This window comes from Uliginosibacterium silvisoli, from assembly GCF_036017035.1.
GTDB classification, from domain to species: Bacteria; Pseudomonadota; Gammaproteobacteria; order Burkholderiales; family Rhodocyclaceae; genus Viridibacterium; species Viridibacterium silvisoli.
In genome coordinates, this window is sequence record NZ_JAYXHS010000001.1 from 317,966 (window position 1) to 335,169 (window position 17,204).

The 17,204-nt window shown below is 59.9% G+C and carries 15 protein-coding genes; 6 read left to right on the plus strand and 9 right to left on the minus strand.

The window, feature by feature from the left end; all coding sequences use genetic code 11:
• Positions 1-97: 97 nt before the first annotated feature.
• The 3 genes from glnL to glnA all read right to left on the minus strand — a co-directional run bounded on the left by glnL (position 98) and on the right by glnA (position 3,433).
• Positions 98-1,183, minus strand: coding sequence for a nitrogen regulation protein NR(II) (glnL, locus tag VVD49_RS01520; RefSeq protein ID WP_327597359.1), 1,086 nt, complete (start codon positions 1,181-1,183; stop codon positions 98-100).
• A gap of 189 nt (positions 1,184-1,372) precedes the next feature.
• Complete coding sequence (locus tag VVD49_RS01525) at positions 1,373-1,843, minus strand: DUF4124 domain-containing protein (RefSeq protein ID WP_327597360.1); 471 nt, start codon at positions 1,841-1,843, stop codon at positions 1,373-1,375.
• 174 nt (positions 1,844-2,017) lie between these two features.
• Positions 2,018-3,433: a type I glutamate--ammonia ligase gene (gene glnA, locus VVD49_RS01530; RefSeq protein ID WP_327597361.1), complete on the minus strand. Its 1,416-nt coding sequence runs from the start codon at positions 3,431-3,433 to the stop codon at positions 2,018-2,020.
• A gap of 396 nt (positions 3,434-3,829) precedes the next feature.
• Between glnA and VVD49_RS01535 the strand changes: the two genes are divergently transcribed.
• The 6 genes from VVD49_RS01535 to VVD49_RS01560 all read left to right on the plus strand — a co-directional run bounded on the left by VVD49_RS01535 (position 3,830) and on the right by VVD49_RS01560 (position 11,563).
• The gene (locus tag VVD49_RS01535) at positions 3,830-4,282 is read left to right on the plus strand and encodes a rhodanese-like domain-containing protein (RefSeq protein WP_327597362.1); all 453 of its coding nucleotides are present in this window, start codon (positions 3,830-3,832) and stop codon (positions 4,280-4,282) included.
• A gap of 88 nt (positions 4,283-4,370) precedes the next feature.
• Positions 4,371-5,471 carry a quinolinate synthase NadA gene (nadA, locus tag VVD49_RS01540; protein WP_327597363.1) on the plus strand — a complete coding sequence of 367 codons (1,101 nt, stop codon included), beginning with the start codon at positions 4,371-4,373 and terminating at the stop codon, positions 5,469-5,471.
• A 59-nt stretch (positions 5,472-5,530) separates the two neighbouring features.
• A complete protein-coding gene (locus VVD49_RS01545) occupies positions 5,531-6,169 on the plus strand; it encodes a 2OG-Fe(II) oxygenase (protein ID WP_327597364.1) in 639 nt (212 codons plus the stop codon).
• Complete coding sequence (locus VVD49_RS01550) at positions 6,166-6,774, plus strand: DUF6817 domain-containing protein (protein ID WP_327597365.1); 609 nt, start codon at positions 6,166-6,168, stop codon at positions 6,772-6,774. The genes VVD49_RS01545 and VVD49_RS01550 overlap by 4 nt, the downstream gene beginning before the upstream one ends.
• Positions 6,775-7,005: 231 nt before the next feature.
• Complete coding sequence (locus VVD49_RS01555) at positions 7,006-9,186, plus strand: rhamnogalacturonan lyase (protein ID WP_327597366.1); 2,181 nt, start codon at positions 7,006-7,008, stop codon at positions 9,184-9,186.
• 244 nt (positions 9,187-9,430) lie between these two features.
• Complete coding sequence (locus tag VVD49_RS01560) at positions 9,431-11,563, plus strand: putative bifunctional diguanylate cyclase/phosphodiesterase (RefSeq protein ID WP_327597367.1); 2,133 nt, start codon at positions 9,431-9,433, stop codon at positions 11,561-11,563.
• Between the two features lie 27 nt (positions 11,564-11,590).
• On the opposite strand, the gene rfbC is transcribed toward VVD49_RS01560, so the two are convergent.
• The 6 genes from rfbC to VVD49_RS01590 all read right to left on the minus strand — a co-directional run bounded on the left by rfbC (position 11,591) and on the right by VVD49_RS01590 (position 17,136).
• Positions 11,591-12,139: a dTDP-4-dehydrorhamnose 3,5-epimerase gene (rfbC, locus tag VVD49_RS01565; protein ID WP_327597368.1), complete on the minus strand. Its 549-nt coding sequence runs from the start codon at positions 12,137-12,139 to the stop codon at positions 11,591-11,593.
• Positions 12,139-13,023: a glucose-1-phosphate thymidylyltransferase RfbA gene (gene rfbA, locus VVD49_RS01570; protein WP_327597369.1), complete on the minus strand. Its 885-nt coding sequence runs from the start codon at positions 13,021-13,023 to the stop codon at positions 12,139-12,141. Before rfbA ends, rfbC begins: the two co-directional genes overlap by 1 nt.
• Before the next feature lie 40 nt (positions 13,024-13,063).
• A complete protein-coding gene (gene rfbD, locus VVD49_RS01575) occupies positions 13,064-13,960 on the minus strand; it encodes a dTDP-4-dehydrorhamnose reductase (protein ID WP_327598928.1) in 897 nt (298 codons plus the stop codon).
• Positions 13,961-13,992: 32 nt separating this feature from the next.
• A complete protein-coding gene (rfbB, locus tag VVD49_RS01580; RefSeq protein ID WP_327597370.1) occupies positions 13,993-15,054 on the minus strand; it encodes a dTDP-glucose 4,6-dehydratase in 1,062 nt (353 codons plus the stop codon).
• A 170-nt stretch (positions 15,055-15,224) separates the two neighbouring features.
• Positions 15,225-15,971 (minus strand): WecB/TagA/CpsF family glycosyltransferase, encoded by a 747-nt coding sequence (locus VVD49_RS01585; RefSeq protein ID WP_327597371.1) that lies wholly within the window; start codon positions 15,969-15,971, stop codon positions 15,225-15,227.
• A complete protein-coding gene (locus tag VVD49_RS01590) occupies positions 15,958-17,136 on the minus strand; it encodes a glycosyltransferase (RefSeq protein WP_327597372.1) in 1,179 nt (392 codons plus the stop codon). Before VVD49_RS01590 ends, VVD49_RS01585 begins: the two co-directional genes overlap by 14 nt.
• Positions 17,137-17,204: the final 68 nt, after the last annotated feature.

A 17,204-nucleotide genomic window follows, 5' to 3' on the forward strand; every position in this document is an offset into this window, starting at 1 on the left:
GGGGGTATCCATTCTTGTAGTCGGCGCCGCAATTTAATTGCGATCACATTTCAAACTTGCCATCGTGTCGGACGGTCTGCGCCTCCTTGATCGCAGCTCAGCCAGGATTGGGCTGGGTCAGCGGCAACATGATGGTGAAACAGGTTCTGCCGGGCACGCTCTCAAGATCGATCGTGCCCTGATGTTGTTCAACGAAGCTCTGCGCAATGGACAGCCCGAGACCCGAGCCACCTTCACGTCCCGATACCAACGGGTAAAAAATCTTGTCGCGGATGTCGTCGGGAATGCCGGGGCCGTTATCGATCACCTGCAATTCCAGTGCCAACTTGTGACGGCGCTTGGCGAGTGTCACCTGACGCGCCGCTCGCGTGCGCAAAGCAATCTCACCCTTGCCATCCATCGCCTGCGCAGCGTTGCGCGCAATGTTGAGGACGGACTGTATCAGCTGCTCGCGGTCAGCCGTCAGCTGCGGCAAGCTGACGTCATAATCGCGCTTGACCTTCACATCGGGAAACTCGGCCTGCACGAGGCGCGAGACTCGCTCCAGCACGTCATGGATGTTCAACACCATGGGGTGCATCATGCGGTGCGAGTTGAGCAGGCGATTCATCAGGTCCTGCAGGCGATCTGCCTCGGCGATGATGACCTGGGTGTATTCGCGCCACTCGGGGTCATCGAGTTCGCGCTCCAGTAATTGCGCCGAGCCGCGGATGCCGCCGAGTGGATTCTTGATCTCGTGCGCCAAGTTGCGGATCAGCTCGCGATTGGCTTGCTGCTGCTCGATCAGACGCTCTTCGCGCGCCACGCGCAGTTGCGCGTCGATGGGTCGGAACTCCAGCAGCAGGCGGGCCGGCGTCAGCTCGACAGGCGTGACGGTGCAATCGAGATGCAATGCCGTCTGTTGCGGGCGTCGAATGACAACGTTCTGCCCGGTATAGCTCCAGTTGTGCGCCAAGGCGCTGTCCAGGGCAGCCTTGATGCCTGTCGCCTCCCCGAGGAGATGAAGAAGCGCCCTGCCAAGCGCCTGCCGATTGCCGACAGCAAACAGGTTCTCCGCAGCGGGATTGATGTAGCAAACGGTCAGCGAGTTATCCACCATGATGATGGCAGACGACAGCAATTCGAGACCTTGCGTCTGCTCGACAAAATGCGCTCGTGGGAGGTCGGAATTGGATGGCGTCATATTCCCTCATTGCGAGCAAGAATTGCGCCAAGATGGGGAGCGCCATAGCGCTTGGTCAAGGATGTCACGCACCCGGTTGGAGCAAACGCTCCGCGCTATCTCCGACGCTCCCGAACAAGGCACTCAGGCAGGGCCTGCTTGAGCGATTGCACGCTCAAGCACGGTGCATGGCACCTGCCCGCTTCGCATCTAGCGGATGTTATTGATCTCGGTCTTGAGCTTGGTGATGTTGGTCTCGTGCTGCTTGACCTTGTCACGATAGGGCTGAACACGATCGAGGAATTTCTGATAGTTCTTCTCGTCGCCGTTGCGCACCGACTCCTGCTCGGCAAGATCTTTCTTGGCGGTCGCCAGCAGCCCTTCTTCGCTGGACAATTCCTGCTCGAGAATCTTGCGCCTGTCATTGTCTCGACTCTTCTGCGTGCCGTCGTCGACGCGCGGGAAAGTCGAAGGGGTCGGTGTTGCCGACTTCTTCGGCCCAGGCACGGAGCTCACAGGCTGATCACGCGACAACAGCGTGCATCCCTTTACGCCCGGCGCCGGCTTGTCATTGGTATACGTCGTGCGGCCGCCGTCTTCGACGCACTTGTAAACGTCGGCATGCGCTGCACTGGTTGCAACACCGATCAGCAACACAACAAGGATACGAGAGAGGTTCATGCACCACCCAGATCGAAGATTGGCCGCCCAGTGTAGGCGCGGCGCGGGCAAACACAAAGGGCCAAGCCGATTAACGCACGGTATGACCATGCAGTAGACAAAAAAAGGACGGGAAATTCCCGTCCTTTTCCTTGTCGGTGCGGCATGCCGCACCAGCATTACGTCAAGTCGCGATCAAACCGAGTAGTACATCTCGAATTCGACAGGCGTCGTCGTCATGCGCAGACGGTTCACATCTTCCATCTTCAGAGCGATGTAAGACTCGATCCAGTCTTCGCTGAACACACCACCCACCGTCAGGAAAGCGTGATCGGCCTTCAGCGCGTCGAGCGCTTCTTCAAGGCTGGCGCAAACGGTCGGGATCAGCGCGTCTTCTTCTGGCGGCAGATCGTACAGGTTCTTGTCGGCTGGATCGCCAGGATGGATCTTGTTGGCAACGCCATCCAGACCGGCCATCAGCAGTGCCGAGAAAGCCAGGTACGGGTTTGCACCCGGATCCGGGAAGCGGGCTTCAACGCGGCGTGCCTTGTCGCTGTGAACGAAAGGAATGCGGATCGAAGCCGAACGGTTCTTGGCGGAGTACGCCAGCTTGACCGGTGCTTCGTAGTGCGGAACCAGACGCTTGTACGAGTTGGTCAGCGGGTTGGTGATGGCATTCAGCGCCTTGGCGTGCTTGATGATGCCGCCGATGTAGTACAGCGCGAAGTCGGACAGACCTGCGTAGCCATTGCCTGCGAACAGATTCTTGCCGCCCTTCCAGACGGACTGGTGAACGTGCATGCCCGAACCATTGTCGCCAACGATAGGCTTCGGCATGAAGGTAGCCGTCTTGCCGTACTGGTGAGCAACGTTGTGAACGATGTACTTCAGCAGCTGGGTCTGGTCAGCGCGACGCACCAGCGTGTTGAACTTGGTGCCGATTTCGTTCTGACCGGCCGTCGCCACTTCGTGGTGATGCACTTCAACTGGCAGGCCACAGGCTTCCAGCAGCAGACACATCTGTGCGCGCATGTCGTTGAACGAATCAACAGGAGGAACCGGGAAGTAACCACCCTTCACGGCAGGACGATGGCCGGTGTTACCGCCTTCGAACTTCTGGTCGGAAGCCCATGCACCCTCTTCTGCAGTGATCTTGACGTAGGAACCGGACATGTCGGTCTTCCACTCGACTGCGTCGAAGATGAAGAACTCTGGCTCTGGACCGAAGTACGCGGTGTCGCCGATACCGGAGGACTTCAGATAAGCCTCGGCGCGGTTAGCGATGGAACGTGGGTCGCGGTCGTAACCCTTACCGTCGGTTGGGTCGACGACGTCGCAGGTCAGGACCAGCGTGGTTTCGTCAAAGAACGGATCGATGAAAGCGGTTGCCGGGTCAGGCATCAGCTGCATGTCCGAAGCCTGAATACCCTTCCAGCCAGCGATGGACGAACCGTCGAAAGCATGGCCTTCGGTGAACTTGTCTTCGTCGAACGCGCTGATCGGCACACCGACGTGCTGTTCTTTACCGCGGGTATCCGTGAAACGGAAATCGACGAACTTGACGTCGTTTTCCTTGACCAGATCCATCACGTCCTTAACTGAAGCTGCCATATTGACTGACTCCTAGAGTATTAAACCGAATTAGAGTTGATGTATTCGCCTTCATACGGACGCCATCAAAGCGCCCGCTGCGGCAGCAAAATAACTTACCGGGGGCGGGTTATCGTCGGGATCGGAAGCACTTTGCATGCCATCACATCGTGCGCCGCCGCCACTCTGCGAGCGGCTGGCATTGTGCCATAAGGGCACAACCTTCCGGCTGACCTCAAAACCCTCTGCAAGCCAAATCGGGGCATAAGCGACGCTTTATATTAGTGCGCAGCCCCAAATCAATGCACTATTTTTGTGCGCGGCGCCATGTGAGTGGTGCGCGTTTGTCCTTGGTAGCGCGGCGGCGCATAATTTAAGGCCTTCCGAACCACCTCAATGTGAAAGCAGCCTCGCCCCATGGGAAAGCTCACCGACACCCTGAACCTCGCCCATGACCGCGCCCGTCAGCTCAATCTGCCTTACGAGGGCGCCCTGACCCCTGCCGAGGCGCAAACCGTCTGGGAGCTCGCCCCCGGCGCCAAGCTGGTCGATGTGCGCACGCGCGCCGAGCTCGACTGGGTGGGTCGTATTCCCAAGGCAGCCGAGATCGAGTGGAACTCGTGGCCTGGTAATCAACCCAATCAGAACTTCCTCACCCAACTGAAGCATCAGGTCGATCCGGAATCGCTGGTGATGTTCATCTGCCGCAGCGGCGCACGCTCGCACGCAGCGGCTGTCGCGGCCAACGGCGCTGGATACTCTGCCTGCTACAACGTGCTCGAAGGCTTTGAGGGCGACAAGGACGTCAATAGCCATCGCGGCAATATTGGCGGCTGGCGGCATGCCGGGCTGCCCTGGACGCAGTCCTGAGCACGCGGCCCGACCCGGACAGGTAGTAAAATCCAGGCCTTCCGCAGGCCCCCTTGCGTTTCTTCTTTCAGCCAGCATCTTCGTCATCATGCAGACCGCCACCATCAGTTTCGATCACTTCAACGCCCTCAAGGACGCAGACGCCCATGACCGCATTCGCGCGGCCAAGGCAAAACTCGGTGATCGCGTCGTCCTGCTGGTGCATCACTACCAGCGCGCCGATGTCTACCAGCATCACGACCTGACCGGCGACTCGCTGCGGTTGTCGCGCCTCGCTTCCGAGACCGATGCGGAATTCATCGTGTTCTGCGGCGTGCATTTCATGGCGGAAGTCGCGGACATCCTGTCCAAGCCCGAACAGATCGCGATTCTCCCGGATCTGGCCGCAGGCTGTTCGATGGCCGACATGGCCAATCTCGCCAAGGTCGAGCGCAGCTGGCGCGAACTAACGGAAGTGCTGGGCAATTGCGACGAACTGATCACGCCCGTGACCTATATCAATTCCGCGGCGGACCTGAAAGCTTTCTGCGGTGAACACGGCGGCATCGTCTGCACCTCGTCGAATGCGCCGAAGATCCTCGACTGGAGCTTTGCCCAGCGCGAGAAAATCCTGTTCTTCCCCGACCAGCATCTTGGCCGCTGGACCGGCCACAAGATGGGTATCCCGCTCGAAGACATGATCGTCTGGGATCCGGACCTGGAGTACGGCGGCCACACGCCGGAAGCGATCAAGAAAGCAAAGATGCTGCTGTGGAAAGGCCACTGCTCGGTGCACCAGATGTTCCAGCCGGCTCACATCATCAAGTGGCGCAACCAGCACCCGGATGGTTTTGTCATATCGCATCCGGAGTCAGCTTTCGAGGTCTGCAAACAGTCTGATTTCGTCGGCTCGACCGAGTACATCCTCAAGACCGTCAAGGACGCCGCGCCGAATACAAAATGGCTGGTCGGCACCGAGCTGAATCTCGTCAATCGCCTCGCAGAAGAGGTTAAACACGAAGGCAAGCTCGTGCAGTTCATGTCGCCCATGGTGTGCATGTGCTCGACGATGCAGCGCATCGACCCGCAACATCTGGCCTGGACGCTGGAGAATCTGGTCGAAGGCAAAGTCGTCAACCAGATCACGGTGCCGGCACACGAGGCCCCGCTGGCGAAACTCGCACTGCAGCGCATGCTGGACGTATCCTGATAGCATGAGCACGCGTGGCTTGCGCCACGCCCGTTTTTTCCTGCATCCGGGATTCCCGCATGACCACACTCGCAATCGACGACCTTGCCTTCGGTGACGTGCGCGTCATCGATGGCGCCATGCCTGCCGCATTACACGAAGAGCTGACGGGCTTTTTCAGCGAACCGATCTGGTTCTACGGCTGGAAGTCCAACGCGAAGAAGGGGCAAGCGCCGAACGCGCACTGGAACGTCTTCTTCGCCGGCAACATCAAGAACGAGAAGCCTGGTAATTGCGAAGCAGAGTTGATGGGCAACGAGTTCTTCAAGCCCATCCAGGAGTTCTGGCAGATCCTCAAGGCGGGCCCGCTCGCCGGCCATGAGCCGGTGCGTGTCTATGCCAACGCGCACACCTATGGCACGGACGGCTACGTTCACACCGACTCGGAAGATCTGAACTACTACTCGACGATATGCTACATGCATTCAGAGTGGCATCACGACTGGGCGGGTGAGCTGGTGTTCTTCAACAAGGACCGCTCCGACATCACGCGCGCGGTCTTCCCGCGCTCCGGTCGTGTAGTGAGCTTCCACGGCGCCGTGCCGCACTGCGCACGACCGCTGTCGCGCGACTGTGGCGCGCTGCGCATCTCGCTCGTCTTCAAGACGCGCAAAATAGTGGCTGAAGGCGTAACGAGCGGCATCGAGGCCAGTGAGTGAGACACCCCGGCATGCTGCCCGGGCAGCAGCTGCCACGTGATGCCAGATCTCTGGCTGCAATCAACCTGCTGCTGGCACGCGGTGCCGACAAGACCGCTCACGCGAACGAGCGTAGCCTGCTGGAGCACTTGATCGGCACAGCACGACTTCTGTTGCTGTGGAATGCGCCGATCGACACGGTGCGCGCCGGCCTGTGTCACAGCATCTATGGCACCAACGCGTTCCGCACAGCCACCATGCGACGCAACGAGCGCGCGCTGCTGCAGCAAACCATCGGCCGCCGCGCCGAAGCCCTGGTCTGGTCTTTTTCCCGCCTGCGCCGACCGGCAACCCTGCAACGCGCACTACGTCATGGCTCGAACCTCGTGCGCGAACGCTCAGGCCGCACACGCCACATCGATTCATCGAGCCTGCAGCAGCTTTTCATTCTCGAATGCGCGAACCTGCTCGACCAGGGCGTGTCGATGACGCACGCACGACGGCTGCTGCGCGAGGCGACGCGTTTGCAGAATCCGTCGCCGGTCATGCTGGAGGATTTCCGGCGCCAGCAGAGATACGCGAAACGCATACGCTGTACCGAGAGTGCGGCACGTTCATCGCATTGAACTTGCGATGACAGCGACCCGCGGACATGGGCCTCTCGACCGGTCTCGCCCGCAGCTATCCGCTTGATTTGACGGCACATCCGGCCCGCAATCAGCGCCCGCCGTCGCCGCACTGCAGCTTTCCTTTGTAGGAAAAACACCTACAATCGCTGCAGCACGTAAGCAGTCGATCCAGCAGCACGGCCGCATTTATCAAACGTGCAGAAAACTATAAATCCGGAGACATAGACCATGAAACTCAGACACCTTGCCGGTGTGGTGGGCCTGTTTGGCCTGGCCGCGGCCGCCAATGCTGCAACGGACTACCCGTCCGGCTACACCAAGTGCGCACAGAACACCGGCGCGACCTGCACCATGACTGGCACCAACAATGTGGCGCTGGGCAAGGCAGGTTCGTTTGTCTACGCCATCAAGACTGGCAGCTTCGCGTGCATCGGCTCTGCCTTCCCGAGCAACAGCTACGCAACGTCCGCATGGTGCTCGGTCGGGCCGGCTGCGAGCGCCAGCTCTTCCAGCACCTCCAGTGCTTCCAGCTCGGTTGCATCCTCCAGCTCTTCGAAATCGAGCAGTGTTGCGAGCAGCACCCCGAGCTCCAGTTCGAGCTCGAAGTCCAGCGTTGCCAGCTCGAGCGTTGCAAGCTCCGTCTCCAGCAGCATTGCCGCCAATGCCAAGCAGGTCGAGAAGCTCGACCGCGGCGTCGTGGTCGTACCGGCCTCCAGCGGCGTGCTCGTGAGCTGGCGCCAGCTGGGCACCGATCCTTCGGGCATCACCTACAACGTCTATCGCGGCAGCACCAAGCTCAACAGCAGCCCGATCAGCGCGACCAATTACCAGGACACCTCCGGCAGCACCGGTTCGGGTTACTCCGTGCGTCCTGTCATCAACGGCACCGAGCAATCCGCAGCCAGCGCACTGGCACTGGGCAGCGGCTATCTGTCGATTCCGCTCTCGAAGCCTAGCGGCGGCACAACACCCGATGGTGTGGCCTACACCTATGAGGCCAACGACGGTTCCGCCGCCGATCTCGACGGCGACGGTCAGTACGAAATCATCCTGAAGTGGCAGCCGACCAACGCCAAGGACAACTCGCAGTCCGGCTACACCGGCAACACCTTCATCGACGCCTACAAACTGAACGGCACGCGCCTGTGGCGCATCGACCTCGGCAAGAACATCCGCGCCGGCGCGCACTACACTTCGATGGTCGTCTATGACCTCGACGGCGATGGCAAGGCCGAAGTGATGCTCAAGACCGCAGACGGCACCAAGGACAGCAAGGGCACGGTGATCGGCTCGTCGAGCGCCGACTATCGCAACAGCTCCGGCTACATCCTGTCCGGCCCTGAATACCTGACGGTGTTCAACGGCGCGACTGGCGCGATCATCACCACGACGGACTACTACCCTGCGCGTGGCACCGTATCGTCCTGGGGCGACTCCTACGGCAATCGCGTGGACCGCTTCCTCGCCGGCGTGGCGTATGTCGATGGCAAGCGCCCGAGCGCGATCTTCTCGCGTGGCTACTACACGCGTGCAGTCGTCGTGGCCTGGGACTATCGTGACGGCAAGCTCTCCCGCCGCTGGACGGTCGACAGCAATGACTCGGCCAACAGCAAGCTGGCGGGTCAGGGTGCGCACTACTTCACCGTGGGCGATGTAAACAACGACGGCAAGGACGACATCATCTACGGCGCAGCCACGATCAGTGGTGCAGGCTCACTGATGTACTCGACCGGCCTCGGCCATGGCGATGCCATTCACATGAGCGACCTGGATCCGAACCGTTCCGGCAAGGAAGTCTTCATGGTGCATGAAGACACGGGCGCCGCGTACGGCATGGAAATGCACGACGCAGCCACCGGCAAGATCCTGTGGGGTGTGAAGACGGGCGTTGATACCGGCCGCGGCCTGTGCCTCGATATCGACCCTGCATATCCCGGCTACGAATGCTGGTCCAGCGTCGGCGGCGTCTACAGTGCCACTGGCGTGTCGATCACCAGCAAGCGCCCGAGCATCAACTTCGGCGTCTGGTGGGATGGCGATCTGTCGCGCGAACTGCTCGACGGCACGACGATCAGCAAGTGGAGCCCATCCTCGGCCAGCGTCTCGACACTGGTGAGCGGCGCGAACGCAGCCTCCAACAACGGCACCAAGGCTAACCCAGTGCTGTCCGCCGACCTGTTCGGCGACTGGCGTGAAGAAGTAATCTGGCGCACCAGCGACAACAGCGCCCTGCTGATCTACAGCACCGGCGTGCCGACCAGCTACAAGTTCACGACGCTGATGCACGACCCGCAGTACCGCGCGCAGGTTGCCGGCCAGAACATGGCCTACAACCAGCCACCGCACCCGAGCTTCTTCCTCGGCAACGGCATGGGCACGGCGCCGCAGGCTCCGGTCTATACCCCTTGATCGACTGAAGACTTCCGCATGAAACAACGGGCTGCCTTGTGCAGCCCGTTGTCATTGGTGCGTGCCATTTCTCGCAAGAGAACGACAGTGACACTGTATTTCACAATCCTCCCGCATCTGCGCCTCAAGTAGCCTGCGGATCGTCCGCAATGACATGAGCGGCGACAAGCCTTATCGCCCGCAGGATTTACAGCTCAGCGGCCTGCAGCTTGTCGAGACCACTCTGATGAACAGAACAAAACCAATGTTTCGATTGCTGCGCTATTTCTCTCTGGCGAGCCTGCTGTCGATGGTGCTCGCTGCGCTCGTACTCGGCTGGTTCTATCGCGAGATCGCCGTGCACGCGATGGTGCGCATGGGAGAGTCAGGCAATCAGGCGCTTACCCAGGTCCTGTCCAACTCGTTGTGGTCAAGACTGGTCCCTTATCTGGACAAAGCCCGGCAACTCAGCACGGATCAACTCCGCGAGCACCCTGACCGTGACGCCCTGTCGCGAGCTCTACGCCAGCAAGTGCGAGGGCTATCCGTCGTCAAAGTGAAACTGTATGACGCGCGCGGCCGTACGGTGTTCTCCACGGACGCAAAGCAGATCGGTGAGGACAAGAGCAGCAACGCAGGCTTCATCATGGCGAGCAAGGGCACGGTTGTCAGCGAGCTGTCGCATCGCGACAAGTTCAGCGCGTTCGAACGTGTCATCGAAGATCGCGATCTGCTCTCGTCCTACATACCTGTCCGCGAGGGCGGCCGCATCGTCGCCGTGTTCGAGGTCTATGACGACCTCACATCCGACCTGGCCGCGATCCGCACGACACAGCAGCGCGTCATGCTCGGTGTCTTCGCCATACTTGCCCTGCTCTATGGCGTCCTGTTCCTGATCGTACGCCATGGCGCAGCGGTCATCCGCCGCCAGTATCACGAGCACGAGCTGATCGAAGCTGCACTCCGCGATTCGCAGCAAACGCTCGAATGCCGCGTCGCCGAACGCACGGCAGAACTGGCGCGTGCCAATGCCGGTCTGGAGGCCGAAATGCTCGAGCGCCGCCTCGCTGATCAACGTGTTGTGCATATGGCTCATCACGACGCACTCACCGGCCTGCCCAACCGCAGTTTGCTCAACGATCGCGTCGGTCACGATATTGCCCGCGCACGACGCAGCGGTGGTGAGCTGGCCCTGCTCTTCCTCGATCTGGACCGCTTCAAGAACGTCAATGATTCGCTCGGCCACGAAGTCGGCGACGAACTGCTCAAGGCCGTCGCAGCCCGACTCAAGGGCCGCCTGCGAGAGGACGACACGATCGCCCGCCTCGGCGGAGACGAGTTCATCGTCGCCCTGCCGGATGTCGCAGGGGCGGCCGAGGTAGCCACAGTGTCTGCCGCCATCCTGACCGAGCTCGCCAGGCCATACAACATTGCCGGGCACGAGCTGAGCGCCGACGCCAGTATTGGCATTGCGCTCTATCCGCGCGACGGCGATTGCATCGAGACGCTCATGCGCAACGCTGACGCTGCCATGTACTGCGCCAAGGAGAGCGGGCGCGCCAACTACCAGTTCTTCGACGCGCAAATGAACCAACGTGTATCACACCGCCTGTCGACCGAGAACAATATGCGGCGTGCACTGGAGCACGAGGAATTCGTCCTGCATTACCAGCCCGTCATCAATCTCACGACAGGCCGGATCGAAGGCGCCGAAGCTTTGCTACGCTGGCCGCAAAGCGACGCCCGCCCCATCTCCCCGGCCGAGTTCATCCCCGTCGCCGAAGACACCGGCCTGATCGTGCCGCTGGGTGAATGGGTGCTGCAGAAAGCCTGTGAACAAGCCAAAGCCTGGCAAGCACTACAACCGGGCTTGCGCATGGCCGTCAACCTGTCGGCGCGGCAACTGCGACAGAAGAACCTCGTCGGCATGATAGAAGGCGTACTCGCCTCGAGCGGCCTTGCACCAAACCTGCTGGAACTCGAACTCACCGAAGGCATGCTGGTGGACAACGTGGAAGAAACGCTGGCCACGCTCGGTCGTCTCGAAGACATGGGGATCCGCATTGCCATCGACGATTTCGGCACCGGCTACTCCAGCCTCTCCTATCTGAAGCGCTTCCCTATCCACACGCTCAAGATCGATCGCAGCTTCGTGAGGGACATCAGCGACGACCCGGACGACGCAGCCCTCGTCACCGCCATTATCTTCATGGCACGCAGCCTCAAATTGCAGGTCACGGCAGAAGGCGTGGAAACGGAAGAACAAGCCGACTTCCTGCGCTCACTCGCTTGCGATCAGGTGCAGGGCTTCCATTTCGACCGCCCCCTGCCGGCCCTCGAATTCAGCAGCCGGCTGGAAAAGAAAATGCCGCAAGCGTCTTCACGCGTTGCGGCATAGTCCTCCTGACACCTGCCTGCTCACACCTCAATCGAAGGTATCGCACTCCGCCAGCGGCTTGCCATTGACGTCTTTTGCAGACAGCAAAGGCTCGATGCCATCCAGATGCCAATCCACATTCACGGTGGGGTCGTTCCAGGCCAGGCTGCGCTCATGTTCGGGCGCGTAGTAATCCGTCGTCTTGTACAGAAAATCGGCCGACTCTGACAACACGACGAAGCCATGGGCAAAGCCCGGCGGCACCCAGAACTGGCGATGGTTCTCACCGCTCAGCTCGACCCCCACCCACTTGCCAAAGCTCGGCGAAGACTTGCGCATATCCACGGCAACGTCGTACACCCGGCCTTGTGTCACGCGCACCAGCTTGCCCTGCGGATTCTTGATCTGATAGTGCAACCCACGCAGGACACCGCGGCTGGAGCGCGAATGATTGTCCTGCACGAAGTCCAGATTCAGGCCCGTCTTGTCGCGAAAGGTATTGGCATTGAAGCTCTCCATGAAGAAGCCACGCGCATCGCCAAACACCTTGGGCTCAATGATCAACAGATCCTTGATCGCAGTAGTGATCACATTCATCACAGGCCCCCGTCAACCAGCAGTCGCGACAGATACTGGCCATAGCCACTCTTGCCCAGCAACTTGGCCGCAGAGGTCAGCTGCGCATCGTCGATCCAGCCGTTGCGCCAGCACACTTCTTCAGGGCAGCACACCTTCAGGCCCTGGCGCTTCTCCAGCGTCTGGATGAACTGCCCCGCTTCGATCAGGCTGTCATGCGTGCCCGTATCCAGCCAGGCATCGCCACGGCCCATCAGCTGCACATCCAGCTCGCCACGCTCGAGATACACGCGGTTCAGGTCCGTAATCTCCAGCTCGCCGCGTGGCGAAGGCTTGAGGTTGGCCGCAATGTCCACGACCTGCTCGTCGTAGAAATAGAGACCCGTCACGGCATAGCGACTACGCGGTTGCGCCGGCTTCTCTTCGATGCTGATCGCACGGCCACTCTTGTCGAATTCGACCACGCCATAGCGCTCGGGATCATTCACCGGGTAGGCAAAAACCGATGCACCCGAGGTGCGGGCGTCGGCAGCACGCAGGCGTTCAGCCAGCCCATGACCATAGAAAATATTGTCACCAAGGACCAAGGCAGACGGCCCGCCGGCAACGAAATCCGCGCCGATGATGAAGGCCTGTGCCAGACCATCCGGGCTGGGTTGCACGGCGTACTCGAAGCGCACACCCCATGCACTGCCGTCCCCAAGCAATTGCTGGAAGCGCGGCGTGTCCTGCGGTGTGGAGATGATCAACACTTCGCGGATGCCTGCCAGCAGCAACGCGCACAGCGGGTAGTAAATCATCGGCTTGTCATACACGGGCACCAACTGCTTCGAAACGCCCAGTGTGATCGGGTGCAGGCGAGAGCCCGACCCGCCGGCGAGAATGATGCCTTTACGAGTAGTCACGATCGATATCCATTTCAGTCAATTCAAATCCGGCCGCGGCTCAGACGCCGAGGAACTCGGTCAGCATGCGATCCACGCCCTGCTGCCAGGCCGGCAACTCCAGCCCGAAGCTCTCGCGCAGCTTGCCTGTATCAAGCCGCGAGTTTGCCGGCCGCCTGGCGGGCGTCGGGAACGCGCTCGTTGCCACCGGTGCAATGTCGCTCACACCCAACTTGAGCGTCTGCCCCTTGGCCAGCGCAAAGCCGATCACGTGCTGCGCGTACTCGTGCCAGGAGGTCACACCCGACGCAACGAGGTGATACGTACCTGCCAGGGCTGGCTGCGTGCGCACGGCGCGAATGGCGTGCGCCGTCACATCAGCCAGCAGGTCGGCACCCGTCGGCGCACCGAACTGATCGTTGATGACGGTCAGCTTCTCGCGTTCCGCTGCGAGGCGCAGCATGGTCTTCGCGAAATTCCCGCCGCGCGCGGCATACACCCAGCTCGTGCGGAAAATCAGATACTGGCACCCGCTCGCGGCAATCAGTTGCTCACCTTCAAGCTTGGTGCTGCCATACACACTCAATGGGCCCGTAGCATCATCTTCGCGCCAAGGCCGCTCGCCACCACCGTCAAACACATAGTCCGTCGAGTAGTGCACCAGCAACGCGCCAAGGCTTGCCGCTTCCGTCGCCAATACACCGGGCGCAGTCGCATTGATCACTCTCGCCAACTCCGGCTCGCTCTCCGCCTTGTCGACTGCCGTATGTGCGGCGGCGTTGACGATCACGTCAGGGCGCACGGCACGCACGGTCTCCGCCAGGCCTGCCGGATTGGTGAAGTCGCCACACAGATCCGTGCTGTCGAAATCCAGGGCAACAAGTTCGCCCAGCGGCGCGAGCGCACGCTGCAGCTCCCAACCCACCTGGCCGCCCTTGCCCAGCAACAGGACGCGCAATGATTTAGTCATGTAATCGTCTCTCGAAATGCTCAAGCCTGACCGTACTGTTTGCCCAGCCATTCACGGTAAGCGCCGCTCTGCACGTTGGCCACCCAAGCCGCGTTCGCGAGATACCACTCCACGGTCTTGCGAATGCCCGTTTCGAAGGTTTCCGCCGGGCGCCAACCCAGCTCGCGCTCGATCTTGCGTGCATCGATCGCGTAGCGTCTGTCGTGTCCCGGGCGATCCTTCACGTAGGTGATCAGGCGCGCATAACTGCCTTCGCTGCTGGGGGCTAGCTCATCCAGCAGCGCAATGATGGTCTTCACGATCTGGATGTTCGGCATCTCGTTCCAGCCGCCCACGTTGTACACCTCACCGACACGCCCGCCCGCGAGCACAGCGCGAATTGCGCTGCAATGATCGGTGACATACAACCAGTCACGAATCTGCTGGCCATCGCCGTAAATGGGCAGCGGCTTGCCGGCCAGCGCATTGCTGATCATCAGCGGAATGAGCTTTTCCGGGAAATGGAACGGCCCGTAGTTGTTCGAACAATTGCTTGTCGTCACGGGCATGCCATACGTGTGATGCCAGGCGCGCACCAGGTGATCGCTGGCCGCCTTGCTGGCCGAGTACGGGCTGTTCGGCTCGTAAGGGTTGGTTTCCGTGAAAGGCGGATCCTCCGCTTTCAGGGAGCCATACACCTCATCAGTGCTGACATGGTGGAAGCGGAAGCCGGTCTTCGCATCGCCTTCCAGCGCACTCCAGTAAGCACGGGCAGCTTCCAGCAAGGTGAAGGTGCCATCGATGTTCGTGCGCATGAACTCGCCCGGGCCATGGATGCTGCGATCCACGTGACTCTCCGCCGCGAAATGCACGATCGCGCGTGGCTTGTGCGTCGCCAGCAGCGAATCGATCAAGTCCCGATCGCAGATATCGCCCTGCACGAAGATGTGACGCACATCTCCTTTCAAGCTATCCAGATTCGCCAGATTGCCGGCATAGGTCAGCTTGTCGAGATTGACAACCGGCTCGTCGCTTCCCCGCAGCCAGTCGAGAACAAAGTTACTACCAATGAATCCGGCACCGCCGGTCACGAGAATGGTCATCAGATCAAATCCGGAAAGTTACAAGGGCCACGCAAAAAAGGCCTTTTTACAAAAAAGGCCTTAATTCTAAACTATCAGCTCGCATATACAGGCTATTTTGCGATGAGCGCCCGATACGCCGATTTTGCTCATTCAGCCGAAATACCTATGCTGCCCCCGTCGATATCAAGCTAGCGCCTCGCTGCCAGCTGTCTCAAAGCGCCGGATACAAACAAGGTATTCGTAACCAAATAACGCTTCCACAAACGGCGCGGCTCACTGCACAGGCGATGAAGCCATTCCAATCCTCGATCCTGCATCCATTTCGGAGCTCTTCTGATCGTGCCTGCGTGGTAGTCGAATGCTGCGCCAACCCCAATCATTACCGCCCGCACACTCCCCCTGTGCGCCGCCATCCATAGCTCCTGCTTCGGACATCCTAAGCTAACCCACACGGTACCTGCTCCGGATGCATTGATCTCGGCCACGACCTGAGCGTCCTCTTCAGCAGACAGAGCCCGAAAAGGTGGCGAAATAGCGCCAGCAATACGCAGACCGGGAAACGCGGCAAGCAATTTGCGCTGCAGAATCTCCAGTGTTTGGGGCGCGCCACCATATAGGAACACACTATCCCCGCGCTGCGCTGCCTGCGAACAATAGCGCCACATAAGGTCGGGACCATTAATGCGAGCCTGATCTGCGTTCCCCAGCTTACGCAGCATCCACGCTACAGGTGCGCCATCAGGGGTTGCCATATCTGCCTCTTGCACGGCCTTACCAAAAGAAGGATCTTGTGATGTCGTCACAATAGAATGTGCATTGCATATGCAGACATAGCGACTCTCATGCCGACTTGCCCAGTCATGCAGACGACCCAAGGCAGTATCCCAATCCAGTACATCGATCGGAGCACCAATCACTCTCTCAACCTTGCGCATATGCGTGCTCCGCCACCATTGCTTCGCTGTAGATTTTCATCAGGATTTCGTAGTTTTTGTTTGCGGTATAGCGCGTCTCGTACTCAAGCCTTGCCGCTCGGCCCATTTCCAGCATGCGTTCCGGGTGTGCCTGCGCCCAGCGCATCTTCTCCGCGAGATCGCACTCGTTGCCTGCTTCAAATAGCAGCCCCGTTACGCCATCCTCGACGATTTCTGCTAACGCCCCCAGCCGACTTGCAATGACAGGCAAGCCGCAACCAAAGGCCTCGACGATCGTGCGCGGGAAGTTCTCATACCAAATACTTGGCAAAACCAGCGCCAACGCACCACTCATTTCATTACGCACACCCTCGCTATTGAGCGCGCCAAGCGTCCGTACGGCGGGCTGGGTCGCCAACAGATCCGCTTGAGGGCCACTACCAGCCACTCGCAGCGAAAGCTCAGGCGCCAGCCTCACAGCATCCATCAGAACAGCAATGCCCTTCTCTGCCGACAACCTTCCTACAAACAGAAAACCTCCACGCACTTTCGCAGTGGGTGTAGCGAAATCCACGAAATTTGGCTTGAGCACAATGCGCTCGGCGGGCAAACCACCTTCGATGAATTTCTGACGGCAAAAATCGTTAAGTGCGATATACCGAGTCACCCTGTTGTTCCAGGTACCAAGCATGCGATGCAAGCTCAACATACCCCCTAGCACCGCCGTGGCCGCACGCGAACCGCGATAGCAGCCATGCACAACCGCGGGCAACGGGACATGCCCTTTGCAGTCTTCGCATACTTTGCCCTCACGCAAGAACATCGCCTGTGGGCACAGAAGGCGAAAGTTATGCAGCGTCTGGACTACAGGCACTCGCGCACGCGAAGCAGCCCAAAACAGGCTCGGCGAAATCAGCGGGAACGTGTTGTGTACGTGTATCAGGTCCGGCTTGAAGTCTGCAATCAAACGCTGCACGTCCTCGCCTGTACGCGCAGACCAAAGCGTTTGGCACGCAAGACTCAGTCGCGATGCATCCGTCACCTCGTCGTTATCACGACCATAAAACTCTACGGCATGGCCGTGATCACGCAACAACTCCATCTCGGCCTCAACCACTGAGTCCTCACCACCGCGATGCTGATACGCGTTATGAACAAGCAGCACCCTCGCATTGCTCGCGTTCATGCTCGCACCTTCATCACATGAGTCATCCTGATCAAGCGCACTTGCAACTGGCATTGCAAGATATTGCC

Bases quoted from the DNA above. Each gene is read 5' to 3' on its own strand.
- glnA (WP_327597361.1), bottom strand. From the start codon at position 3,433: ATGGCAGCTTCAGTTAAGGACGTGATGGATCTGGTCAAGGAAAACGAC.
- VVD49_RS01585 (WP_327597371.1), bottom strand. From the start codon at position 15,971: ATGCGCAAGGTTGAGAGAGTGATTGGTGCTCCGATCGATGTACTGGAT.
- rfbB (WP_327597370.1), bottom strand. From the start codon at position 15,054: ATGACCATTCTCGTGACCGGCGGTGCCGGATTCATTGGTAGTAACTTT.
- VVD49_RS01545 (WP_327597364.1), top strand. From the start codon at position 5,531: ATGACCACACTCGCAATCGACGACCTTGCCTTCGGTGACGTGCGCGTC.
- glnL (WP_327597359.1), bottom strand. From the start codon at position 1,183: ATGACGCCATCCAATTCCGACCTCCCACGAGCGCATTTTGTCGAGCAG.
- nadA (WP_327597363.1), top strand. From the start codon at position 4,371: ATGCAGACCGCCACCATCAGTTTCGATCACTTCAACGCCCTCAAGGAC.
- VVD49_RS01590 (WP_327597372.1), bottom strand. From the start codon at position 17,136: ATGAACGCGAGCAATGCGAGGGTGCTGCTTGTTCATAACGCGTATCAG.
- VVD49_RS01535 (WP_327597362.1), top strand. From the start codon at position 3,830: ATGGGAAAGCTCACCGACACCCTGAACCTCGCCCATGACCGCGCCCGT.
- VVD49_RS01525 (WP_327597360.1), bottom strand. From the start codon at position 1,843: ATGAACCTCTCTCGTATCCTTGTTGTGTTGCTGATCGGTGTTGCAACC.
- VVD49_RS01555 (WP_327597366.1), top strand. From the start codon at position 7,006: ATGAAACTCAGACACCTTGCCGGTGTGGTGGGCCTGTTTGGCCTGGCC.
- VVD49_RS01560 (WP_327597367.1), top strand. From the start codon at position 9,431: ATGTTTCGATTGCTGCGCTATTTCTCTCTGGCGAGCCTGCTGTCGATG.
- rfbC (WP_327597368.1), bottom strand. From the start codon at position 12,139: ATGAATGTGATCACTACTGCGATCAAGGATCTGTTGATCATTGAGCCC.